Origin of the sequence: Pseudomonas sp. B21-047 (genome assembly GCF_024748775.1) — a bacterium.
Lineage (GTDB): Bacteria > Pseudomonadota > Gammaproteobacteria > Pseudomonadales > Pseudomonadaceae > Aquipseudomonas > Aquipseudomonas capeferrum.
This window is the reverse complement of record NZ_CP087169.1, coordinates 1,847,606-1,869,326: the sequence shown is the minus strand read 5'-3', so window position 1 is coordinate 1,869,326 and position 21,721 is coordinate 1,847,606. Positions and strand designations below refer to the sequence as shown.

At 63.5% G+C, this 21,721-nt stretch carries 19 protein-coding genes and 1 pseudogene; 10 read left to right on the top strand and 10 right to left on the bottom strand.

Annotation, left to right across the window (positions count from 1 at the left end; all coding sequences use genetic code 11):
• Positions 1-32 precede the first annotated feature (32 nt).
• Positions 33-2,051, bottom strand: coding sequence for an alpha-1,4-glucan--maltose-1-phosphate maltosyltransferase (locus LOY26_RS08580; protein ID WP_258714594.1), 2,019 nt, complete (start codon positions 2,049-2,051; stop codon positions 33-35).
• Positions 2,052-2,192: 141 nt separating this feature from the next.
• On the opposite strand from LOY26_RS08580, the gene LOY26_RS08575 reads away from it, so the two are divergent.
• Positions 2,193-2,354, top strand: a complete 162-nt coding sequence (locus LOY26_RS08575; RefSeq protein ID WP_003251307.1) for a hypothetical protein — start codon at positions 2,193-2,195, stop codon at positions 2,352-2,354.
• Positions 2,355-2,429: 75 nt separating this feature from the next.
• Here the strand turns inward: LOY26_RS08575 and LOY26_RS08570 are convergent, their stop codons facing one another.
• Positions 2,430-4,112: an AMP-binding protein gene (locus LOY26_RS08570; RefSeq protein ID WP_258714593.1), complete on the bottom strand. Its 1,683-nt coding sequence runs from the start codon at positions 4,110-4,112 to the stop codon at positions 2,430-2,432.
• A gap of 181 nt (positions 4,113-4,293) precedes the next feature.
• On the opposite strand from LOY26_RS08570, the gene LOY26_RS08565 reads away from it, so the two are divergent.
• The 4 genes from LOY26_RS08565 to LOY26_RS08550 are packed head-to-tail and all read left to right on the top strand — an operon-like array spanning position 4,294 to position 9,852.
• Entirely contained in the window at positions 4,294-5,457 is a 1,164-nt protein-coding gene (locus LOY26_RS08565; RefSeq protein ID WP_258714592.1) for an isovaleryl-CoA dehydrogenase, read from the top strand.
• 19 nt (positions 5,458-5,476) lie between these two features.
• Positions 5,477-7,084 carry a carboxyl transferase domain-containing protein gene (locus LOY26_RS08560; protein WP_033696679.1) on the top strand — a complete coding sequence of 536 codons (1,608 nt, stop codon included), beginning with the start codon at positions 5,477-5,479 and terminating at the stop codon, positions 7,082-7,084.
• A gap of 3 nt (positions 7,085-7,087) precedes the next feature.
• Complete coding sequence (locus tag LOY26_RS08555) at positions 7,088-7,903, top strand: gamma-carboxygeranoyl-CoA hydratase (protein ID WP_033696678.1); 816 nt, start codon at positions 7,088-7,090, stop codon at positions 7,901-7,903.
• Positions 7,900-9,852, top strand: a complete 1,953-nt coding sequence (locus LOY26_RS08550; protein WP_033696677.1) for an acetyl/propionyl/methylcrotonyl-CoA carboxylase subunit alpha — start codon at positions 7,900-7,902, stop codon at positions 9,850-9,852. Before LOY26_RS08555 ends, LOY26_RS08550 begins: the two co-directional genes overlap by 4 nt.
• Positions 9,853-9,945: 93 nt before the next feature.
• On the opposite strand, the gene LOY26_RS08545 is transcribed toward LOY26_RS08550, so the two are convergent.
• Positions 9,946-10,653 carry a LexA family transcriptional regulator gene (locus LOY26_RS08545; RefSeq protein ID WP_095064378.1) on the bottom strand — a complete coding sequence of 236 codons (708 nt, stop codon included), beginning with the start codon at positions 10,651-10,653 and terminating at the stop codon, positions 9,946-9,948.
• An 88-nt stretch (positions 10,654-10,741) separates the two neighbouring features.
• On the opposite strand from LOY26_RS08545, the gene LOY26_RS08540 reads away from it, so the two are divergent.
• Positions 10,742-11,053 (top strand): DUF6124 family protein, encoded by a 312-nt coding sequence (locus tag LOY26_RS08540; protein ID WP_033696675.1) that lies wholly within the window; start codon positions 10,742-10,744, stop codon positions 11,051-11,053.
• A gap of 434 nt (positions 11,054-11,487) precedes the next feature.
• Complete coding sequence (locus LOY26_RS08535) at positions 11,488-12,003, top strand: DUF4880 domain-containing protein (RefSeq protein WP_033696674.1); 516 nt, start codon at positions 11,488-11,490, stop codon at positions 12,001-12,003.
• A gap of 20 nt (positions 12,004-12,023) precedes the next feature.
• Here the strand turns inward: LOY26_RS08535 and LOY26_RS08530 are convergent, their stop codons facing one another.
• From LOY26_RS08530 to LOY26_RS08515, 4 genes are all read right to left on the bottom strand, one after another.
• Positions 12,024-12,356: a DUF3325 domain-containing protein gene (locus LOY26_RS08530; RefSeq protein ID WP_258714591.1), complete on the bottom strand. Its 333-nt coding sequence runs from the start codon at positions 12,354-12,356 to the stop codon at positions 12,024-12,026.
• Entirely contained in the window at positions 12,353-13,873 is a 1,521-nt protein-coding gene (locus tag LOY26_RS08525) for a PepSY domain-containing protein (protein WP_033696672.1), read from the bottom strand. Before LOY26_RS08525 ends, LOY26_RS08530 begins: the two co-directional genes overlap by 4 nt.
• Positions 13,870-14,157 carry a hypothetical protein gene (locus LOY26_RS08520; protein WP_033696671.1) on the bottom strand — a complete coding sequence of 96 codons (288 nt, stop codon included), beginning with the start codon at positions 14,155-14,157 and terminating at the stop codon, positions 13,870-13,872. Before LOY26_RS08520 ends, LOY26_RS08525 begins: the two co-directional genes overlap by 4 nt.
• Positions 14,158-14,269: 112 nt before the next feature.
• Positions 14,270-16,510 (bottom strand): TonB-dependent siderophore receptor, encoded by a 2,241-nt coding sequence (locus LOY26_RS08515; RefSeq protein WP_258714590.1) that lies wholly within the window; start codon positions 16,508-16,510, stop codon positions 14,270-14,272.
• 227 nt (positions 16,511-16,737) lie between these two features.
• Here LOY26_RS08515 and LOY26_RS27010 point away from each other — a divergent pair.
• A pseudogene (locus LOY26_RS27010) lies at positions 16,738-16,870 on the top strand (ArsB/NhaD family transporter); the annotation flags it as partial.
• A complete protein-coding gene (locus LOY26_RS27005; RefSeq protein ID WP_408980771.1) occupies positions 16,843-16,995 on the top strand; it encodes an ArsB/NhaD family transporter in 153 nt (50 codons plus the stop codon). The pseudogene LOY26_RS27010 and the gene LOY26_RS27005, both read left to right, overlap by 28 nt.
• On the opposite strand, the gene LOY26_RS08505 is transcribed toward LOY26_RS27005, so the two are convergent.
• Both LOY26_RS08505 and LOY26_RS08500 read right to left on the bottom strand, forming a co-directional pair.
• On the bottom strand, positions 16,992-18,290 hold the full coding sequence (locus LOY26_RS08505) for a Y-family DNA polymerase (protein ID WP_258714589.1): 1,299 nt from the start codon (positions 18,288-18,290) through the stop codon (positions 16,992-16,994). The genes LOY26_RS27005 and LOY26_RS08505 overlap by 4 nt on opposite strands.
• Before the next feature lie 259 nt (positions 18,291-18,549).
• Complete coding sequence (locus tag LOY26_RS08500) at positions 18,550-18,978, bottom strand: LexA family transcriptional regulator (RefSeq protein WP_033696667.1); 429 nt, start codon at positions 18,976-18,978, stop codon at positions 18,550-18,552.
• Between the two features lie 100 nt (positions 18,979-19,078).
• Between LOY26_RS08500 and LOY26_RS08495 the strand changes: the two genes are divergently transcribed.
• Positions 19,079-19,783 carry an SOS response-associated peptidase family protein gene (locus LOY26_RS08495; protein WP_258714588.1) on the top strand — a complete coding sequence of 235 codons (705 nt, stop codon included), beginning with the start codon at positions 19,079-19,081 and terminating at the stop codon, positions 19,781-19,783.
• 34 nt (positions 19,784-19,817) lie between these two features.
• Here the strand turns inward: LOY26_RS08495 and LOY26_RS08490 are convergent, their stop codons facing one another.
• Positions 19,818-21,632, bottom strand: coding sequence for an ABC transporter ATP-binding protein/permease (locus tag LOY26_RS08490; RefSeq protein WP_258714587.1), 1,815 nt, complete (start codon positions 21,630-21,632; stop codon positions 19,818-19,820).
• Positions 21,633-21,721: the final 89 nt, after the last annotated feature.

Sequence of the window (21,721 nt, the reverse complement as noted above, 5' to 3'; positions counted from 1 at the left end):
TCAATTGCGGGTTCAGCACCGCCCCTGAGGGACTAACGGGCCTTTTCTATGCGCCAGATACCAAACGGCTGATGCCAGGGTTCGATACGCATCCACTGGGTCTTGCCGTGCCAGGTCCAGCGGTGGCCGTTCATCAAGTCTTCACCCAACGTGTCGGCATTGTCGTCCAGCCCCAACTCCCACAGCGGCAACTCGAAGCTGGCTTCCTGGGCGTTGTGCGGGTCCAGGCTGATGGCCACCAGGATGAAGTTGTCGCGCTCGGGCGTGCGCTTGGCGAAGTACAGGATGTTGTCGTTCCAGCAATTGAAGAACGCCACCCCCAGGTGCGTCTGCAGGGCGCGGTTCTGCCGGCGAATTCGGTTGAGCTGGGCGATCTCGGCAATGATGTTGCCGGGTTGGGTGAAATCACGCGGGCGGATTTCGTACTTCTCCGAATCGAGGTATTCCTCCTTGCCGGGCAGCGGTGTGGCTTCGCACAGCTCGAAGCCCGAATACATGCCCCACAACCCCGACCCCATGGTGGCGAGGGCCGCGCGAATGAGAAAACCGGCACGCCCTGAGGTGTGCAGGAAAAACGGGTTGATGTCGGGTGTGTTGACGAAGAAGTTGGGCCGGTAGCACAGGCTCCACGGTGGCTGGTTGAGCTGTTCGTAGAACTCGCGCAATTCCTGCTTGGTGTTGCGCCAGGTGAAATAGGTGTAGCTCTGCGCGTAGCCGACCTTACCCAGGCGCGCCATCATTGCAGGCTTGGTGAAGGCTTCGGCGAGAAAGATCACGTCCGGGTGCTGGCTGCGCACATTGGCGATCAGCCATTGCCAGAATGGCAACGGCTTGGTGTGCGGGTTGTCGACGCGGAAGGTCTTGACGCCCTCCTCGACCCAGCCGACCACCACATCGCGCAGCGCCAGCCACAGCGCAGGCACGGCGTCGGGGGCGTAGAAGTCGACGTTGACGATGTCCTGGTACTTCTTCGGCGGGTTTTCCGCATAGCGGATGGTGCCGTCGGGGCGCCAGCTGAACCAACCAGGGTGCTGTTTGAGCCACGGGTGGTCCTGGGAGCACTGGATGGCGAAATCCAGGGCGATTTCCAGGCCATGCTCGGCAGCGGCGGCTACCAGGCGGCGGAAGTCTTCACGGGTGCCCAATTCAGGATGAATGGCATCGTGCCCGCCTTCGTCGCTGCCGATGGCGTATGGGCTGCCCGGGTCGCTGGGCGCTGCCTGCAAGGCATTGTTGCGGCCCTTGCGGTGCTGCTTGCCAATCGGATGAATGGGTGGGAAATACAGCACGTCAAAGCCCATGTCGCGGATCATCGGCAGGCGTTCGTGCACGTCATTGAAGGTGCCGTGGCGCTCGGGGCTGTCGGTGATCGAACGCGGAAACAGCTCGTACCAACTGGCGAATTGCGCGGCGGGGCGGTCGACGTCGAGGGGGAAGTCACTGCTGCGGGTCAAGTAGCTGCGGTGCTCGGCCTCGCTCATCAGGCGCGCGGTGCTCTCGCTCAGAAACACCGCCACTTGGTCATCGGCGCTCAACCCAGGCAAGCGCTGCTGCACGGCTTGCAGTTCGTCACGCAACGCGCCTTGGCTCAGCTCGATGCCTTTGCCCAGCATCAACCTGCCTTCTTCCAGCTCCAGCTTCACCTCCACCCCGGCGTGGTACTTTTTCTCCAAGTCGTGGCAGTAGGTGGCGAACGGGTCGATCCAGGCTTCGATGCTGAACAGGTGCGGGCCGAGCTCGGTCGGGGTGAACTCGGCCAGCCACAGGTCATTGCCCGGCGACTGCATCGGCACGCAGTGCCAGCGCCGGCTGTTCGCCTGGCGCCAATTGAGCATCACGGCCAGGCGGTCGTGGCCGTCGCTGTAGACCTTGCTGCTGACTGCGACCGCCTGGCCGCTGATGGCCTTGACGGCGAACGTACCACCGTCGAGCGCGGGTTGCGTGCCTTCGATCACGATGCGCGGCGCCAGCAGCGCCTGGGACAGGCTAATGGCCTGGTCCGGGTGATCATTCGCCGCAGGCACGCTCTGGAAGGGCTCGTTTCGTGACATCGGACCTTGCTCCCTTAGGCTGGTGGCGGTAAGGGTTCAGAGCCGAGCGCGGGCGTGGGGGTTCAAAAAAATTGAGCGAATGGCAGCCCCTGACAGTCAGAGCCTGCAGCACCTCTTCATTCACCCACGCGAGGTCAGGCCATGAACATTCCCATTCCACCGGAGACACCCGATCCCAACATCGACGACCCCAGCTTGCCGCCGCCCGTACCGGAAGAAGACCCGGACGAGCTGCCGATCAAGCCGACGGTACCGCCGACAGTGGGCGACCCGCCGAGCCAGGAGCCACCAGTGAAGGCTTAAGGATAGAGGCTTTTACAGTGGCTGCACTGGCCTCTTCGCGGGCTTACCCGCGAAGAGGCCGGCAGCGCAAACCTGTCAACCCGCAGAGACCGCCGAAATTTCCGCCGAGCTGATTTCGCGCATCCGAAACTTCTGCACCTTGCCCGTCACCGTCATCGGGAACTCGTCGACAAAGCGGAAATGCCGCGGCACCTTGTAATGCGCGATACGTGCCTTGCACCAGCCGTGCAGCTCCTCAACCGTAGCGCTATGCCCCGGATGCAGCTTGATCCAGGCCACCACCTCTTCGCCATATTTGCTGCACGGAATGCCGATCACCTGCGCATCGGCCACCGCCGGGTGGGTATAGAAGAACTCCTCCAGCTCGCGTGGATAGATGTTCTCGCCACCGCGGATGATCATGTCCTTGTTGCGCCCGACGATGCGCACATGGCCCTCTTCGTCCATCACCGCCAGGTCGCCCGAGTGCATCCACCCCGCGGGGTCGATGGCATCTGCCGTGGCCTGCGGATTGTCCCAGTATCCCAGCATCACGCTGTAGCCACGGGTGCACAATTCGCCGATTTCGCCCCTGGGTACGATGCAGCCGTCGGCATCCACCAGCTTGTTCTCCAGCTGCGGCTGGGTGCGGCCGACCGTGGTCACGCGCAGTTCAAGCGCGTCATCCGGGCCGGTCTGCAGCGATACCGGGCTGGTCTCGGTCATGCCGTAGGCGATCTGCACCTGGGCCATGTGCATCTGGTCGATGACCCGGCGCATCACCTCGATCGGGCAGGTGGCGCCGGCCATGATGCCGCTGCGCAGGGTCGAGAGGTCCATGCCCTGGCGGGCCGGGTGGTCGAGCATGGCGATGAACATGGTGGGCACGCCGTAGAGGATGCTGGCGCGCTCTTCGGCAACCGCTCGCAGGGTCAGCTCGGCATCGAAGGCGTCATTGGGGTAGACCATCGTGCTGCCATGGGTAATGCAACCGAGGTTGGCCATGACCATGCCGAAGCAGTGGTACAACGGCACCGGGATCACCATGCGGTCGTCGCTGGTCAGGCCCAGGCTCTCGCCGACCATGAAACCGTTGTTGAGGATGTTGTAGTGGCTGAGCGTCGCCCCCTTGGGTGCGCCAGTGGTACCGGAGGTGTACTGGATGTTCACCGGCTGGTCGAACTGCAGGCTCTGCTGGCGGGCCTGGTAGGCTTCGGCAGGCGTCTGCCCTGCCCGCTCTGCCAGCGCAGGCCAGGGCAGAAAGCCCTGCGGCGGGTTGCAGGCCAGGCTGATCACCCCGTGCAGATCGGGCAAGCGTTCGCTGGCCAGCTCACCGGGGGCCGCTGCAGCCAGTTCCGGTACCAGCTCCTGGACCATGGCGTGGTAATCGGACGTCTTGAAGGTATCGGCGCACACCAGCCAGCGGCAGCCAGACTGCCGCAGCACGTATTCCAGCTCACCCACGCGGTAGGCCGGGTTGATGTTGACCAGAATCGCGCCGACCTTGGCGCTGGCCAGTTGCAGGATGCACCACTGGGCGCAGTTGGGCGCCCAGATGCCGACCCGGTCGGCGGTGCCCACGCCCAGGGCCATCAAGGCGCGGGCGTGTACATCGACCTGTTCGGCCAACTGCCCCCAGGTGTACCGCAGGCCCTGATGGCGCACCACCAACGCTTCGCGGTCGGGGTAACGGGCCACAGTGGCGTCGAAGGCCTGGCCGATGGTCAGGGTCAGCAAGGGCCGGTCCTGGCGACCGCAGGTATAGCTCGGTTGACTCATGGGTGTCCCTTCTTGTGGTTGTTCTGGGCACGATTGAAGCAAGCGGGAGATACTCTGGCGCAGATTTACGTTTACGTAAAGGTGATGCTGAGATTGACAGTAATAGAAGGCAGGTTTACGTTAACGTAAAGGTGAAAAAGACACTGTGCTTTCCCTATTTCAAGAACAAGAAGGTGCCCCCATGCATTACCCCTCCCTGAACTTCGCCCTGGGCGAGACCATCGACATGCTCCGCGACCAGGTGCGCAGCTTCGTCGCCGCCGAACTGGCGCAGCGTGCCGCGCAAATCGACCACGACAACCTGTTCCCTGCCGACATGTGGCGCAAATTCGGTGACATGGGCCTGCTGGGCATCACCGTATCGGAAGAATACGGCGGCGCTGGCCTGGGCTACCTGGCCCATGTGGTGTCGATGGAAGAAATCAGCCGGGGCTCGGCCTCGGTGGCACTGTCCTACGGCGCGCACTCCAACCTCTGCGTCAACCAGATCAACCGCAACGGCACCCATGAGCAAAAGCTCAAGTACCTGCCCAAGCTGATCAGCGGCGAACACATCGGCGCGTTGGCCATGAGCGAGCCCAACGCCGGCTCCGACGTGGTCTCGATGAAGCTGCGCGCCGAAAAACGCGGCGACCGCTACGTGCTCAACGGCAGCAAGACCTGGATCACCAATGGCCCCGACGCCAACACCTACGTGATCTACGCCAAGACCGACCTGGACAAGGGCGCACACGGCATCACTGCGTTCATCGTCGAACGTGACTGGAACGGCTTCAGCCGCAGCAACAAGTTCGACAAGCTGGGCATGCGCGGCTCCAACACCTGCGAGCTGTTCTTCGATGACGTCGAGGTGCCCGAAGAGAACATCCTCGGCCAGCTCAACGGCGGCGTACGCGTACTGATGAGCGGCCTGGACTACGAGCGCGTGGTGCTCTCCGGCGGCCCGACTGGCATCATGCAAAGCTGCATGGACCTGGTAGTGCCCTACATCCACGACCGCAAGCAATTTGGCCAGAGCATCGGCGAGTTCCAGCTGATCCAGGGCAAGATCGCCGACATGTACACCCAGCTCAACGCCAGCCGCGCCTACCTGTACGCCGTGGCCCAGGCCTGCGACCGTGGCGAGACCACCCGCAAGGACGCTGCCGGGGTCATCCTCTATACCGCCGAACGCGCCACGCAAATGGCCCTGGAGGCTATCCAGATTCTCGGCGGCAACGGCTACATCAACGAGTTCCCGGCCGGGCGCCTGCTGCGCGACGCGAAACTCTACGAGATCGGCGCCGGCACCAGCGAAATCCGCCGGATGCTGATCGGCCGCGAACTGTTCAACGAAACCCGCTGAGCACAAGGGACGGGCGCACATGGCTACCTTGCACACCCAGATCAACCCGCGTTCGGCGGAGTTCGCCGGCAACAGCGCGGCCATGCTCGAACAGGTCCAGGCCCTGCGTGGCCTGCTTGCCCACATCGCCCAGGGCGGCGGCCCCAAGGCCCAGGAGCGGCATACCTCGCGCGGCAAACTGCTACCGCGCGAGCGTATCGACCGCCTGCTGGACGCAGGCTCACCCTTCCTCGAAATCGGCCAGTTGGCCGCCCATGAGGTGTATGGCGAAGACGTGCCCGCTGCGGGCGTGATTGCCGGCATCGGCCGAGTCGAAGGCGTGGAGTGCATGATCGTGGCCAACGACGCCACGGTCAAAGGCGGCTCCTACTACCCGCTGACGGTCAAGAAACACCTGCGCGCGCAAACCATCGCCCTGCAGAACCGCCTGCCGTGCATCTACCTGGTCGATTCCGGTGGCGCCAACCTGCCGCGTCAGGACGAAGTGTTCCCTGACCGCGAGCACTTCGGGCGGATCTTCTTCAACCAGGCCAACATGAGCGCGCTGGGCATCCCGCAGATCGCCGTGGTGATGGGCTCGTGTACCGCCGGCGGGGCCTATGTGCCGGCCATGGCCGACGAAGCGATCATGGTCCGCCAGCAGGCCACCATCTTCCTGGCCGGCCCGCCGCTGGTGAAGGCCGCCACCGGTGAGGTGGTGAGCGCCGAAGACCTCGGCGGCGCCGATGTGCACTGCCGCATCAGCGGCGTGGCCGACCATTACGCCGACAATGACGAACACGCCTTGGCCCTGGCCCGGCGCAGCGTGGCCAACCTCAACTGGCACAAGCTGGGCACCTTGCAGCGCCAGGCGCCGATCGCCCCGCTGTATCCTGCCGATGAGCTGTACGGCGTGGTACCGGCAGACGCCAAGCAGCCGTTCGACGTGCGCGAGGTCATTGCCCGCCTGGTCGATGGCTCGGTGTTCGATGAGTTCAAGGCACTGTTCGGCACCACCCTGGTGTGTGGCTTCGCCCACCTGCACGGCTACCCGATAGCGATCCTGGCCAACAACGGCATTCTGTTCGCCGAGGCCGCGCAAAAGGGCGCGCACTTCATCGAACTGGCCTGCCAGCGCGGCATCCCGCTGCTGTTCCTGCAGAACATCACCGGCTTCATGGTCGGCAAGAAGTACGAGGAAGGCGGCATCGCCAAGCATGGCGCCAAGCTGGTGACCGCAGTGGCCTGCGCCCAGGTACCGAAGTTCACGGTAATCATCGGCGGCAGCTTCGGCGCCGGCAACTATGGCATGTGCGGCCGCGCCTACGACCCACGCATGCTGTGGATGTGGCCTAACGCACGCATCGGCGTGATGGGCGCCGAGCAGGCCGCAGGCGTGCTAGCCCAGGTCAAACGCGAACAAAGCGAGCGCAGCGGCCAGCCCTTCAGCGCCGAGGACGAGGCCAGGCTCAAGCAGCCGATCCTCGACCAGTACGAGCACCAGGGCCACCCCTACTACTCCAGCGCCCGGCTGTGGGACGACGGCGTGATCGACCCGGCACAGACCCGCGACGTGCTCGGCCTGGCGTTGTCCGCCGCGCTGAACGCCCCGATCGAACAGAGCCGCTTCGGCATTTTCCGGATGTGATCCATGAGCGATTTCAGCACCCTTGAAGTGGTCAACGACCCTCGCGGCTTCGCCACCCTGTGGCTCAGCCGCGAAGACAAGAACAACGCTTTCAACGCCCAGATGATCCGCGAGCTGATCGTCGCCCTCGGCCAGCTAGCCGAAGACAGCAGCCTGCGTTTTCTGCTGCTGCGTGGCCGTGGCCGGCACTTCAGCGCCGGCGCCGACCTGGCCTGGATGCAACAGTCGGCACAACTGGACTTCAACACCAACCTCGATGACGCCCACGAGCTGGGCGAGCTGATGTACACCCTGCACCGGTTCAAGGCGCCGACCCTGGCCGTGGTGCAAGGCGCGGCCTTTGGTGGCGCGTTGGGCCTGATCAGTTGCTGCGACATGGCCATCGGCGCCGAAGACGCCCAGCTGTGCCTTTCGGAAGTGCGCATCGGCCTGGCCCCGGCGGTCATCAGCCCGTTCGTGGTCAAGGCCATCGGCGAGCGCGCCACGCGCCGCTATGCCCTGACCGCCGAACGCTTCAGCGGCGTGCGCGCCCGTGAACTGGGGCTGCTGGCCGAGGTGTACCCGGCCCATGAACTGGATGCCCAGGTCGAAGCCTGGGTGGCCAACCTGCTGCTCAACAGCCCGCAAGCCCTGCGCGCCAGCAAAGACCTGCTGCGCGAGGTCGATGACGGCGAGCTGAGCCCTGCCCTGCGCCGCTACTGCGAAAACACCATCGCTCGCATCCGCGTCAGCGCCGAAGGCCAGGAGGGCCTGCGCGCCTTCCTCGAAAAGCGCCGCCCAGCCTGGCAAACCGACGATAACAAGGAGCCGCGCCCATGAGCCGCACCCCGTTGACCACCCTGCTGGTCGCCAACCGCGGCGAGATTGCCTGCCGGGTGATGCGCACCGCCAAGGCCATGGGCCTGACCACCGTTGCCGTGCACAGCGCCACCGACCGTGACGCACGGCACAGCCGCGAAGCCGATATCCGCGTCGACCTCGGCGGCACCAAGGCCGCCGAAAGCTACTTGCTGGTGGACAAACTGCTTGCCGCGGCCAAGGCCAGCGGCGCCCAAGCCATCCACCCGGGCTATGGCTTTCTTTCCGAAAACGCAGGCTTTGCCCGCGCCATCGAAGACGCCGGGCTGATCTTCCTCGGCCCACCGGCCAGCGCCATCGACGCGATGGGCAGCAAGTCGGCGGCCAAGGCCCTGATGGACGCGGCCGGCGTGCCGCTGGTGCCGGGCTACCACGGTGAAGCCCAGGACCTGGACACCTTCCGTGCCGCCGCCGAACGCATCGGCTACCCGGTGCTGCTCAAGGCCAGCGCCGGTGGTGGCGGCAAAGGCATGAAAGTGGTCGAGGACGAAAGCCAACTGGCCGACGCCTTGGCCTCGGCGCAGCGTGAGGCGCAATCGTCGTTTGGCGATGCTCGCATGCTGGTGGAAAAGTACGTACTCAAGCCACGCCACGTAGAAATCCAGGTGTTCGCCGACCAGCACGGCAACTGCCTGTACCTCAACGAACGTGACTGCTCGATCCAGCGCCGCCACCAGAAAGTGGTCGAAGAAGCCCCTGCCCCTGGCCTGTCCCCCGCGCAGCGCCAGGCCATGGGCGAGGCCGCGGTGCGCGCTGCTCAGGCCATCGGCTATGTGGGTGCGGGCACGGTGGAGTTCCTGCTCGATGCCCGCGGCGAGTTCTTCTTCATGGAGATGAACACCCGCCTGCAGGTCGAACACCCGGTTACCGAAGCCATCACCGGCCTTGATCTAGTGGCCTGGCAAATCCGCGTGGCGCGCGGCGAGGCATTGCCGATCACGCAGGCACAGGTGCCGCTGATCGGCCATGCCATCGAGGTGCGCCTGTATGCCGAAGACCCGGCCAACGGCTTCCTGCCAGCCACTGGCAAGCTGGCCCTGTACCGCGAGTCGACCCCGGGCGAAGGCCGTCGGGTGGACAGCGGAGTCAGCGAGGGTGACGAGGTGTCGCCGTTCTACGACCCCATGTTGGGCAAGCTGATTGCCTGGGGCGAGGACCGTGAACAGGCTCGCCTGCGCTTGCTGGCGATGCTGGACGAGTTCGCCATCGGCGGGTTGAAGACCAACATCGCCTTCCTGCGGCGCATTCTCGCCCACCCGGCGTTTGCCGAGGCCGAGCTCGACACCGGGTTCATCCCGCGTCACCAGGATGTTTTGCTGCCCGCCCCGCAAGCGCTGCCAGCACCTTTCTGGGAGGCGGCCGCCGAAGCCTGGCTACAGGGCCAGGCCGGTCAGCAACGGGACGACGACAACCGTTCGCCGTGGGCTGAGCGCAACGGCCTGCGCCTGGGGCTGCCAGCGCGTAGCTGTCTGCATCTGGCCAGTGCCGGGCAGGACCAGGCAGTGGCGCTGGAACACAGCGCGGCCTCTACCTGGCAGCTCGATGGCGAGCAACTGGTGCACGACCAGGAAGGCGTGCGCCGTCAGCACCTGGCGATACGCCGCGGTGGCACCTTGTACCTGCGCTGGGAGGGCGAGATGCACGCCATCGAAGCCTTCGACCCGATTGCCGAGGCTGAGGCCAGCCATAGCCACCAAGGTGGCCTGGGCGCGCCCATGAACGGCAGCATCGTGCGGGTGCTGGTCGAGCCGGGGCAGGTGGTGGAGGCCGGTACCGCGCTGGTGGTACTGGAGGCGATGAAGATGGAGCACAGCATTCGCGCACCGCATGCTGGGGCGGTGAAGGCGCTGTTCTGTCAGGAAGGGGATATGGTCAGCGAAGGGACGGTGCTGGTCGAATTGGTGGAATGATTCAAGGCGGGCCGGCTTGAGGCCTGGGGTGTCTATGCGATCGAGTGCCGCGCGGGCGGCGCTCGATCACATGGGCGCTACAAAAACCAGCAGTCAAAACGCCCCATGCACCCGCACGACCACGCCCAGAAACACGCAGCCCTCCTCGCACAACAGTGCCGGGTAGCTGCTGTTCAGCGCCTTCAGGTACAGCTGGCCACCCTCTTCGGCCAGCTCACGGAAAATCGCCTGCTTGCCCGGTTGGCGGGCGATGACCAAGCGCCCCGGCTCAGCCTCCACCCCTGGGTCCACCAGCATGCGCATGCCCTGCGGCACACTGCGGCCACTGGCGGCACTCATCGCATCGTTTTCAACGGTCAGCCAGAACGCCTTGCCCTGGGCCATGTAGTCCGTCTGCTCGTATGCAACAGGCTCCGCCAGCGCCTCTGCACCGAGTTCATCCCAACTCAGTACCGGGTAGCGGAAACACACGATGTATTGCATGAGATCCAGGTCGTCGTCGGCATCATCCACATCATAGATGCCTCGCACCTCGCCAACCTGCCCCACGATGCGCAGCCGTAAGCTGACATTGTAATGAGGCATGCCAAGCTCGATGAACGTTCGGTTCATCGACTCGATCTTCGGTTGTCGCCGCTTGTTCACCCAATGCCCTACGCTGCCTTGCGACACGCCAACGCGCTCGGCAAGCTGCTCTTGAGTAAGCCCTAGCTCCTCCATCCGGTCACGGACGAGGGCAATCCATTTATCCATATTCATCGCTGGCACGATACGGACTGCCTTCCGGCGCTCAATAAACATTCAGTATTATTTATCAGAAAGCGCGAAAATACTTTAGGTATTAGTATCGACCTGAACCCTTTCCCTATTGGCATTCGCAGGTATCAGGATGAAACCACCGCAAAACGACGAAACAGATCTCGACAGCGAAGCGGCCCGCCGCGCCCTCGACTACTACCTCAACCCCAACCCGACGCGCCCCAGTACCGAGAACAAGATCTGGACGCTCCACGAAGGCGTAAGCGGTGAGCAAGCCCAGGAGCACGCCATCGCCCTGCTCCGCTGCGCCGCCGCCACGGCGCAGGAAACCGCTGTCCATCAGCAAGGCACCCAGCGCGAGTTGACCTTCGCATTGATGCACATGATGGACATGGCGCGCGCACTGCTGGAGCACAAACGCACCGCGCAGACGGGTTTGTAGGTAACAAGGAAGGGAGATACGTGATGGCCGGGTAACGGCAAAGGCCCCGATTGCCGGGACAAGGAAGCGCATCGGTAAAACTATTTTACCGAATTAGCGAAAAATCATTTGACTGGCAAATGATAACGATTATTATTGCACTCAGCTGATCGCGAGATCTGCTGGATAACCTGGAGCTTAGGTCGCTCTCAGATTATCTCCTCATCAGGCTAATCACGGTTTTTGACCCGGCTTTTTGCCGGGTCTTTTTTTTTGCTCTTCAGGCTAATGAAGATCGTGAGTGGCCGGCATGATAGCAAAAGTGTGTCAGACCGTGAACGCTCATTACAAAACTTTGCCGAATCAGCACTTGAGAATCAATCTCGTTTCACCTACGCTGATGAGGCATCAAGGAAGATGCCCCCACACCTCCCCTTTTGAGCAAGGAGCTGTCCATGACACGTCTGCTGCTGCCCCTTGAACACCCCACCGCCACTGCCGAGCACGCTGCCGAAGACGCCCTGCTGCATGCCCTGAAACGCCTGCCCCGACGCGTCCAGCAAGTGTTCCTGCTCAACCGTCTTGACCAACTGGATTTCGCCACCCTCTCTGCCCGGCTTGATTTGCCGTTGAGCAGCATCGAGCGCCATATGAACCAGGCGCTGCAGGCAGGCCGTTCGCGCCTCGATGTGCTGGCGAGCGTTGCCGGGCAATGGTACGTGCGCCTGCAGAGCCCCCACGTGACCGCGTGCGAGCGCATCGACTTTCGCCGCTGGCTGGATGCCGACCCGGCGAACTTGCAGGCGTTTCACGACACCGAGTTGCGCTGGCGCAGCCTGCTGGCCCCGGCCCGGCAACTTGGCCAGGACGGTTGGTACCGCCAAGGGCGCGCGGCGCTGTCGTTGGGGGGGTGTTCGATTGCAATGGGCCTAGGCGTTGCAGCGTTGCTGCTGTTTGGCTTTTGGGCCTGACCCCTGCTCAGTAACGGGCATCACCCAAACAGCTGCACCATCCCCCACACAGGCACAACCGCCGCCAAGCCGACGGCCAGCCGTGGCCAGTACGGCAGCAGCATCACCAGCAGCATCCCCGACAACGACATCGCGCCCAGCCAGACCACCGGCCCCATGGCCCACCCCCAGGCTTGAGCGCACAACAGCAGGCTGACCAGCAACGCGAGCCATCCCGCGCCGCGCAACCCCACACGCAGCGCACGTGGGCAGGGCCGCTGCCATACCTGCTTGTAATGCCGTTCCAGGCCTTGGCACAGCCCGAGCATGCCGACGTAGGCGAACAACACGCCACCTGTGACCCACATCATCATGCGCCAGCCTCCACATTGCGCCCAGCTTTGGCCCGGATCGGCGCCGGTACCGCTTTGCCCACCCGCCACGCCACCAGCCCCAGCAAAACGCCCATCACCAGGGCACTGAGTACCACCCCCACGCGCATCGCATCCCCCACGCCGCCCAGTGCGCCCAAGCCGATGCACAGCACGGCCACCAGCAGCAGTTGCTCGACCCAAGCCCGCCGGGCCGGCCTGACGCCTGCATGCAACAGCGCCAACACCCACACACCGAAGAACGTACGCACTTCCCAGCTTTCCCGTTGCGCCAGCTCGACCGGCAGTACGCGGCTGGCCCACAGCAGGGCCACGCAGGCCAGCAGCAAGCCGCTGATGAAACCGACATTGCACACTTCGGCCACCCGGTACCAGCGCCGCGCCGAAGCCTGGGCCGTGCCGTTGCCATACTTGCGCCCACGCTTGACGCAGAACAGCACCAACCCACTGGCGATCATCACGCAACTGACCAGCCCACAGATGAAGTACAACCAGCGCATCGGGTAACCGCCAAACTGCGCGAAGTGCAGGCCGACCATCACCCGCTGGGTCAGGGGGGCCGCGCGCCATTGCGGTACATCGCTGAGCAGCTCGCCACTGACGCCATCGAAGACCATGGCCTGGCCTTTGGCGAGGGCGATGCGGTTGCCCAGCTCGGGGCGGATTTCGATGCGCGCACCGGCCGTGTTGGGGTTGCGGATGTTGAGGCCGCCCAGCGGCCCCAGCCGAGCCTCGGCCTGGGCCAGCAAGGGTGCTACATCGACCAGTTGGCCCGGCTGCCTGGCCAGCTGCCGAGGCTGCTCCAGGCGGGCATTGCCCTGGGCATTGAAGTAGGCGCGGCTGTCGCCTTCGAACAGCGCATCGACCCCTGCCGGGATGTAGATGAGCATGAAGATCACCAGCCCGGTATAGGTGATCATCAGGTGGAACGGTAGCAACAGCACAGCGCTGGCATTGTGAAAGTCCAGCCACGAACGTTGGCCCTTGTTGGGCCGGAAGGTGAAGAACTCTTTGAAGATTTTCTTGTGGATCACGATGCCGGTGACCAATGCGGCCAGCATCACCAGCGCCAACGCACCAACCACGAAGATGCCCCAGTTGCGCGGCAGGTCGAGGGTGAAATGGAAGCGGAAAAAGAAGTTGCCGCCAACGCTGTCACGCACCTCGATGGCCTCGCCGGTTCGCGGGTCGAGCTGCACGCCACCGCCATGGCGACGGTCGCCGGTGGATACGCGCAACCCCGGCGAGCGTTCGGTCGGCAGGCTGATGCCCCAGTTGCCGGCCTGCGGTTCATGGGCCTGCAGGTAGGCAACGGCCCGTCGCGCGGCATCGGCCTGGGAAACCTCGGTAGCCGGGACCTCTGGCTGCATCCAGTGGTCGAGTTCCTTGTCGAACACCGCCAGGGTGCCGGTGACGAAGATGGCGAACAACAGCCAGCCGAAGATCAGCCCGGCCCAGGTATGCAGCCAGGCCATCGATTGTGTGAAGGTATTCTTCATGCCAGCCACCCCAATGCCTGCGGCCAGAAGCCGAGCAATGCCAGCGGTGCGGCGAGGGCCAAGGGTGCCCAGGCGCGCACGGCATCACGGCTGGCAAAGGCCCAGAGGATTGCGCCGGTGTAGAAGACGAACGCTGGCAGGGTCGCGACAATGACTGCATCGGCGGCTGAAAGCGGCAACAACCGGGCCAGGCAGGCACTGGCGGCGTAGCTGAGGGCGTAGCCGCCAAACAGTGCGGCCGCGCTGCGGGAGAGGATCTGCAGCCAGGCGGGGGCTTGGATCATCGGGTGTCCCTCAAAGGTCATGATGGGGCGCGAAGCAAGGCCGCGCCTGCGTACAGGAGCGGCCTTGCTTCGCGCCGACCGATCGCAAAGGGCCGCACAGCGGCCCCAGGGGTCAGAAGGTGATGTTCAACGAGGCAAACACCGCCCGACCCGGTTGGTTATAGGTATTGGCCCCCGAGCTGCTGGCATTGCCACCGCGCAGGATCTGTTTGTCGAACACGTTGTTCACCCCCACCCGCACGTCATAGTTGGCGTTGAATTTGTAGCCCGTGCTCACGTCCACCAGGCCGTAGGCTTCCACATCCTGCTGCGCATCCTGGTCGTAGCTTTCCTGGGTGCGGTAGTTGTAGGTCGGCGATTTCTGCTTGCCGAAGTACGTACCCGCGACCTGGAACGACAGCTTGTCGGTGGCGCGCCAGTCGAGGGTGGTATTGACCGTGTATTCCGGGATCACCGACAGCGGTTCGCCAGTCTCGCGGCTGTCGTTGTCGAGCATCCAGGTCAGGTTGGTGTTCCAGTCCAGGGTCGGGGTCAGCTCGATGAAGAAGTTGCCCTCGATACCTTCCACGCGCGCCTCGCCGGCGTTCTCCCACTGGGTCACGCGACGGCCGCTGTTGATGGTGTAGAGCACATCGGTGTCACCGATGATCTTGTTCTTGTAGTCGTTGCGGAAGTAGGTCGCGCTGGTACGCCAGGTGCCACGGTCGTACAGCAGGCCGATCTCCTTGTTGACGCTGATCTCGGGCTTGAGGTCGGCGTTGCCCTGCAGGTAGCAGCCACCGGAGTTGGTCTGCTGCACGCTGCAACCGTTACCCCGGCTGTAGAGCAGGTAATTGGGGTTGGACTGGTACAGGTTCGGCACCTTGTAGGCCCGGGCGATACCGCCCTTGAGCGACAGCGCCTCGGTCAGCTTGTGCGACAGGTTCAGGCTAGGGCTGAAGTTGTCGCCGAAGGTTTCGTGGTGGTCGAAGCGCAGGCCCGGGGTGACGGTGGTGTCGCCAACAATGATGTTGTCTTCGACGAACAGCGCGTAGCTCTTGGCGGTCATCTTCGAGTTGCTGCGATCGAAGCCGCTGATCGCGTCGTTGCCACCGCCGCTCGGGTCGAAACTCTGCGGGCGGAACGAGCCCTGATCGTTCAGCGACTCGTACAGGTACTCCCCCCCAAGGGTCAGCACATGTTCGGTGCTGCCCATCGCGAACGGCAGGTTCACTTCGCTGCTCAGGCGTGTATTGCGCAGCCGCGACATGGCCGCGCCGCTGTCGTTGATCGCGCCTTCCGGGCCACCGGCCAGGCCTTCATTGAGGCGCCAGTTGCGCACGTATTCATAGGCCAGGGTGGTCTTGCTGGTACCCCAGGTAAAATCGCCCAGGTGCGTCAGGTCGTAGGTGTTGCGTTGCATCACGTTGGTCTCGTGGCCATACAGGCTGGAGATCAGCTCGACATTGCTGCCACCGTTGCTGTTCATGGTGTCGCCGGCGTAGAGGTTGCCTTGGCGGCTATAGCCGGCGCTGGCTTCGAGGCGGTGCTCGTCGTTGAGCTTCCAGCTCAACAGGCCGTTGATGTCCTTGTTGCGCACGCCTTCGCGGCCAGCCGACAACGCACTGTTGGCATGGCTGGCGTTGATGTCCAGGTCGTCGGCATCGGTCTTGGCCAGGCCACCGTACAGGCGGAACCCAAGGTTTTCGGTGAGCCCGCCGCCCAGGTTGAAGTTGGCGCGGCGGCTGGCACCCTCAGCGCTGTCTTCGGGCATCTGCGTGTACAGGCTGACGCTGCCCTTGAGCTCATCGGTCGGGCGCTTGGTGATGATGTTGACCACCCCACCCATGGCGCCGGAGCCGTAACGCGCCGCCGCCGGCCCGCGCAGGATCTCGATGCGCTCGACCGCTTCAGCCGGCACCCAGTTGGTTTCGCCACGGGTGTCGCGGTCGCCGTTCCAGCCGTAGCGCACGGCGTTACGGGCGTTCGAAGGCTTGCCGTCGATGAGGATCAAGGTGTTTTCCGGCCCCATGCCGCGCAGGTCGATCTGCCGGTTGTTGCCGCGCGCACCGCTGGCGCTGTTGCCGGTCAGGTTGACCCCAGGCTCGCGACGGATCAGCTCGGACAGGTCATTGCTCGGGGGGTGACGTTTGATGTCTTCTTCGGTGATGATCGACGAACCCAGTGCCTGCCGCGCCTCGCGCTCGGCGGTGACGAGGGTGTCCTGGATGACCAGGGCATTTTCAGCAACCGGTACTTCCAGCACTTCACCCGTGCGTTGCTCTTCGGCGTGGGCTGCGGTCGCGACCATGGCCGGCGAGGCCAGCGCGACGAACGCCAGGGCCAGGCTGTTGGGTGAGGTTCTGGATTGCATCGGTACATCTCCTGCGGTTCATGAGCGAAAGGCACATCCTTGCCAGGCCGGAGAGCCCTCGCCCACCGCCCTCGCAAACACAATGTGGAGGTCAATAGGGGTGGTAAATATAGTGATTCTCAAATGAGTTTAAATCTTATTTACGAAACTTACATGTTTGTAACGGAACTTTGCTGAAACGCCCGAGCTTGCCCTACTCTGTGGCGGCCTCTTTGGCCCATCGAGACCTCGTCATGTCGATGCTGCTGGCGCTGCGCTTCTCGCCTGCCGCGACTCTGGCCTACGTGATGGGCGCAGGTTTCATCGCCGACACCGCCAGCCTGCCGCTGGTGGTGGTGGTGGTGGTGTCGAACCTGGGGCTGCATGTGCTGGCGCGCAAAGGGGTCAGCATTGGCTGGGGGTATTTCTTGAAGGTCGGGGTACTGCTGACGGTACCGGTGTTGCTGGTGACATTGGCGGCGTTGGCGGTGCGCTTGAGTATTTAGGTGCACCGGCGCTCTGTGGGCGCGCGGTTTACCCGCCACAACCCATCCACCTGCGTGGTAAAGCCTGCGCTCATCAACTCACGCCGCATCGCCCATTGCGCCGCCGCCGGCACCGCCGCACTGCGCAGCGTGCCCCTGCCCCAGCGCGCATTCACACCGTCGATCACGCTCATCACCCGCTCCGTCTGCAGCGTCTGCGACGGCGTAAACAAGTCGCCGGTGAACTCCCCGCGCCGGCACAACTGCAACAGCAACACCTCTGCCTTGCTGTAGCGAAAGCCCTGCCGATACACCCGGCCCACCGCCTCCAGGGCCATGCGCGTGAGCAGCCGCACGTCATCGGTAGGGTATGGCAACTGCACCACCACGCCATTGGCATACTTGGCTTCGTCCGGGTTGAACATGCCGGTACGGATGCTGACACGCATCTTGCTCGCCAGTGAACCCTGGCCACGCAGCTTCTCCGAGGCGCGCATCACGTAGGTGGCTACTGCTTCCTTGATGGGCGCCAGTTCGGTCAGGCGCTGGCCGAACATACGGCTGCAACAGATTTCCTGGCGTGGCGGATCGATGTCCTGCAGTTGCAGGCACGGCGTGCCGGCCAGTTCGCGCGCGGTCTTTTCCACCACCACGCTGAAGGTCTTGCGCAACAAGCCCGGCTCGGCGCGGGACAGGTCCCAGGCCGTGCGGATGCCCAAGCCCTGCAGATGCGCGGTGAGGCGCTTGCCGATGCCCCAGACCTCGGACACGTCGCACTTTTTCAGCACCCACTCACGATGCGACGCAACCCGCAGGTCGACCACCCCGCCGCTGTGCACCGCCCAGCGCTTGGCCGCATGGTTGGCCAGCTTGGCCAGGGTCTTGGTGCCGGCGATGCCAACGCCCACGGGGATGCCGGTGTGCTTGAGCACCCGCTCGCGAATGCAACGGCCAAGGTAGTCGAGGTCGCCAGGCACGCCGGCCAGGTCCGCGAAGGCTTCGTCGATGGAATACACCTCCAGTGCCGGGACCATGCCTTCGATTACCGTCATTACGCGCTGGCTCATGTCGCCGTACAGCGCGTAGTTGGATGAAAAAGCCACGACACCATGGCGGTGCAGCAGCTCCTTCACCTCATAATACGGCTGGCCCATCTTCACCCACTGCTTGGCCTCGGCGCTGCGGGCGATGATGCAGCCGTCGTTGTTGCTCAACACGACGATGGGTGTGCGCAACAGATCGGGGCGGAACACACGCTCGCAACTGGCGTAGAAGCTGTTGCAATCGATCAGGGCGAAAACGGGAGAAGGATTCATCGGGCGGCAACACAAATACTGTATTCATATACAGTTAAACACATCGCTGCGCGGATGCTGCTACCCGCTCATCCGATTTGCATCCTGGGCCAGGGCTCCTACAGTTTCGAACGTAGCCACCAGGCCGAGGCCCCGCGATGCGCAGCGTCGAGAAACCCCAGCACATGGCCACCGCCAAGGCCTTGCCGAAGATCCCACGCAGTGTGCGCCGGGGCTACCTTTGCAGGGCTTGGCCTGCTGCGCTGAACGGGCTGCGCCGCTATTTCAGGTCATGGCTGCGGACGCTGAACGTCACCACGCCCCAGATCGTCAACTCGTCGCCTTCGAGGATGTACCTCGGCGGGTAACGCGGATTCTCCGAGCGCAACGCCACCTGCCCGCCAATGCGGTGCAGCCGCTTGCACAGCGGCTCGCCATTGACCGCAGCGATCACGATCTGGCCATGCCGCGCTTCGAGGGAGCGGTCGACCAGCACCAGGTCGCCGTCGAAGATCCCGGCGCCCTGCATGCTGTCGCCGTCTATCCTGACCAGATACATGTGCGGGGCGCGCAGGTTGAACAGTTCGTCCAGCGAAATGGGCTGCTCCATGTGATCCGCCGCCGGTGACGGAAAGCCTGCCGGGATACGGAACAGATAACGTGGAACAACACCGCTACCGCAGGTGATGGGGCCCAGGATGGATGTCATGGCACGGCCTTGAAATTAACTGTATATAGATACAGTATCGACCTGCTGAGTATCAGGTCAATTTCGGCGTAGGAAATTTCGACAAGTGGGGGTAGATGCCATGTGCGGACGCTTCGCTCAATATCAGGGCCTGGCCGATTACCTGCGTGAACTGGACGCCGAACAGGACGTAATCAGCGGCTACGACAACCTGCCAATCGGACGCTACAACGTTGCCCCCGGCAGCCGGGTGCTGATCCTGCACAATGCCGAGCACGGCCTGCGCATCGACCCTTGCCACTGGGGCTGGGCACCTTTCTGGGCCACTCGCAAACACCCGGCCCCCATCAATGCGCGGGTCGAGACAGTGACCACCGGCAAGTTCTTCAAGGCTCTGTGGCCTCAGGGGCGGGCCTTGGTAATGGCGGATGGTTGGTACGAATGGGTGGCCGACCCGCACGATGCCAAGCGCAAGCAGCCCTATTACATCCGCCTGAAAAGCCGCGCGCCGATGTTCATGGCCGCGTTAGCCGAAGTGCACACGGGGCTGGCGCCCAGCGAGGGCGATGGCTTCGTGATCATCACCGCCGCCAGTGATGAGGGAATGGTCGACATCCATGACCGCCGGCCTCTGGTGCTGGGGCCGGCGGACGCGCGCGCGTGGATTGACGCTGATGTGCCAGCCGCACAAGCCGAACGCCTGGCGCGGGAGCGATGCCTGCCGGTGGAGGCGTTCGAGTGGTTTGCGGTGGGCAAGGACGTAGGGAATGTGCGCAACGACGGTGCCGAGTTGATCGTGATGCAGCATACCGAGCACCAGCCCTGACGTCGTCTTGCCGTTATCCGCGTGTGCAATGTCGCTAAACCGGAACCTGCGCCGGGTGCTGCTCCTGTACTGACCACCCCCCATGCCCATCCACTTCCAGGCGGTGGGTGTGGAACGCCGCCAAGGTACTGCGGTGGCCGACACTGACCAGCAAGGTGTCTGGCATTTCGCTGCGCAACAGCGCATACAGCGCATGCTCCAGCCCTTCATCCATTGCCGAGGTGGACTCGTCGAGAAACACCACCTGGGGCTGGTTGAACAGCACGCGGGCAAACGCCAGGCGTTGTTGTTCACCGACCGAGAGTATGTGCGACCAGTCACAACTGACATCTAGGCGCTCGGCAAGGTGGGCCAGGTTGACTTGGCGCAAAGCCTGCTGCATGCGCGCTTCGTCCTCGGGCACGCTGGCCGAGGGGTAGGCGATGATGGTACGCAGGTCACCCAACGGCAGGTAGGGCCGCTGCGACAGGAACAACGCCTGATGCCCCGTAGGCCGTTTCACCTCACCTTCGGCGTATGGCCAGAGGCCCGCCAGGGCGCGCAACAAGGTGGTTTTACCGCTACCCGACGGCCCTTTGATCAACAGCGCCCGACCGGCACGCAGGCTCAGGGCGAGGTCGGCGATCAGGTGATGGCCATCGGGGCGAAGCACCTGCAAACGGGTGATATCCAGGGCGTGCGCCTGTTCCTCGGTGTTGACGCGCGGCAGTGAACTGGCCTGCTCGTTGGCATCCAGGAAGCCGGTCAAACGATCGAGGGTGGCACGGTATTGGGCAAACGCATCGTAGGACTCACGGAAGAAAGACAACGAATCCTGCACTTGGCCAAATGCCTGGGAGGTCTGCATGACGTCACCCAGCTTGATTGCGCCACTGAAGAAGCGCGGCGCCTGGAGGATGAACGGGAACACTACGGCGACCTGGCTGATGCCCAGGTTGAAGCCGCTGAACTTGAGGTTTCGGAAGACCAGTGCCCACGCGTTGACGATCAATGCGCCAAAGCGGCCCAACAACGTACCCCGCTCGACATCCGCGCCCTGGTAGAAGGCAATGTTCTCGGCATTTTCGCGCAGACGCATCAGGGCGTAACGGAAGTTGGCGGTGAGTTTTTCGTTGAGGAAGTTCAGGCGAATCAGCGGGCGCCCGAGACGAAAAGCGATCCAGGTGGCGACGATCACATACAGGTACACGGCGAAGACCATCGCCCGTGGTACCTCGTACCCCGCCACTTCAAGCGGCGCCGACAACCCCCAGAGGATGCCAGTGAAGGCTACCAGCGAGACCAGCGCGCTGACCGCGCCGAGCGCAAGCGACACCGAGTTGGTGACGAACGCGTTTACGTCCAGCTCGATACGTTGGTCAGGGTTATCTACCGGCTCAGCGAGGAACTGACTACGGTAATAGGCATCGCCATGCATCCAGTCGCGGGTCAAGCGCTCGGTGAGCCAGACTCGCCATTGAATGCTGAAAGCCTGTGTCACGTAGAACGTGAACAGCGAGCGCAATACGTGAATGGTCGCCAGCACCGCAAATACCCCAAGCAGGTACCAGAAGGCATTCTGGTCGAGGCCTTGCAGGGCACTGTAGAACCCGTTGTACCAGAACGAGAACAGCACGTTCAGACGCACCGAGAACAGTGTCAGCACCAGTAGCAAGGCAAACACCAACAACGGCCGCCAGCTGCGCCTGAAGCTGAAATATGCCCCGGCAAGCTGCCAGAACTGGCTGCCCCAGCGGGTATAGCGTACTGCCAGTGTGGCGGCTGCGGTGAAGCAGACCAAGGTGATGAACGAGGCAATTGCAAGCCAGCTCAGACTCTCTTGCAGGGCCTGGTGCCAGTTCATTTCCATGATGGATATCCATGCTGAGTATTTCCGCGAGGGTAGCACTACCCCGCGATTGATCAGGCATAGATGACGCAGATTTCATTGTCGGGTGC

Bases quoted from the DNA above. Each gene is read 5' to 3' on its own strand.
- LOY26_RS08580 (WP_258714594.1), bottom strand. From the start codon at position 2,051: ATGTCACGAAACGAGCCCTTCCAGAGCGTGCCTGCGGCGAATGATCAC.
- LOY26_RS08575 (WP_003251307.1), top strand. From the start codon at position 2,193: ATGAACATTCCCATTCCACCGGAGACACCCGATCCCAACATCGACGAC.
- LOY26_RS08570 (WP_258714593.1), bottom strand. From the start codon at position 4,112: ATGAGTCAACCGAGCTATACCTGCGGTCGCCAGGACCGGCCCTTGCTG.
- LOY26_RS08565 (WP_258714592.1), top strand. From the start codon at position 4,294: ATGCATTACCCCTCCCTGAACTTCGCCCTGGGCGAGACCATCGACATG.
- LOY26_RS08560 (WP_033696679.1), top strand. From the start codon at position 5,477: ATGGCTACCTTGCACACCCAGATCAACCCGCGTTCGGCGGAGTTCGCC.
- LOY26_RS08555 (WP_033696678.1), top strand. From the start codon at position 7,088: ATGAGCGATTTCAGCACCCTTGAAGTGGTCAACGACCCTCGCGGCTTC.
- LOY26_RS08550 (WP_033696677.1), top strand. From the start codon at position 7,900: ATGAGCCGCACCCCGTTGACCACCCTGCTGGTCGCCAACCGCGGCGAG.
- LOY26_RS08545 (WP_095064378.1), bottom strand. From the start codon at position 10,653: ATGTTTATTGAGCGCCGGAAGGCAGTCCGTATCGTGCCAGCGATGAAT.
- LOY26_RS08540 (WP_033696675.1), top strand. From the start codon at position 10,742: ATGAAACCACCGCAAAACGACGAAACAGATCTCGACAGCGAAGCGGCC.
- LOY26_RS08535 (WP_033696674.1), top strand. From the start codon at position 11,488: ATGACACGTCTGCTGCTGCCCCTTGAACACCCCACCGCCACTGCCGAG.
- LOY26_RS08530 (WP_258714591.1), bottom strand. From the start codon at position 12,356: ATGATGATGTGGGTCACAGGTGGCGTGTTGTTCGCCTACGTCGGCATG.
- LOY26_RS08525 (WP_033696672.1), bottom strand. From the start codon at position 13,873: ATGAAGAATACCTTCACACAATCGATGGCCTGGCTGCATACCTGGGCC.
- LOY26_RS08520 (WP_033696671.1), bottom strand. From the start codon at position 14,157: ATGATCCAAGCCCCCGCCTGGCTGCAGATCCTCTCCCGCAGCGCGGCC.
- LOY26_RS08515 (WP_258714590.1), bottom strand. From the start codon at position 16,510: ATGCAATCCAGAACCTCACCCAACAGCCTGGCCCTGGCGTTCGTCGCG.
- LOY26_RS08505 (WP_258714589.1), bottom strand. From the start codon at position 18,290: ATGAATCCTTCTCCCGTTTTCGCCCTGATCGATTGCAACAGCTTCTAC.
- LOY26_RS08500 (WP_033696667.1), bottom strand. From the start codon at position 18,978: ATGACATCCATCCTGGGCCCCATCACCTGCGGTAGCGGTGTTGTTCCA.
- LOY26_RS08495 (WP_258714588.1), top strand. From the start codon at position 19,079: ATGTGCGGACGCTTCGCTCAATATCAGGGCCTGGCCGATTACCTGCGT.
- LOY26_RS08490 (WP_258714587.1), bottom strand. From the start codon at position 21,632: ATGGAAATGAACTGGCACCAGGCCCTGCAAGAGAGTCTGAGCTGGCTT.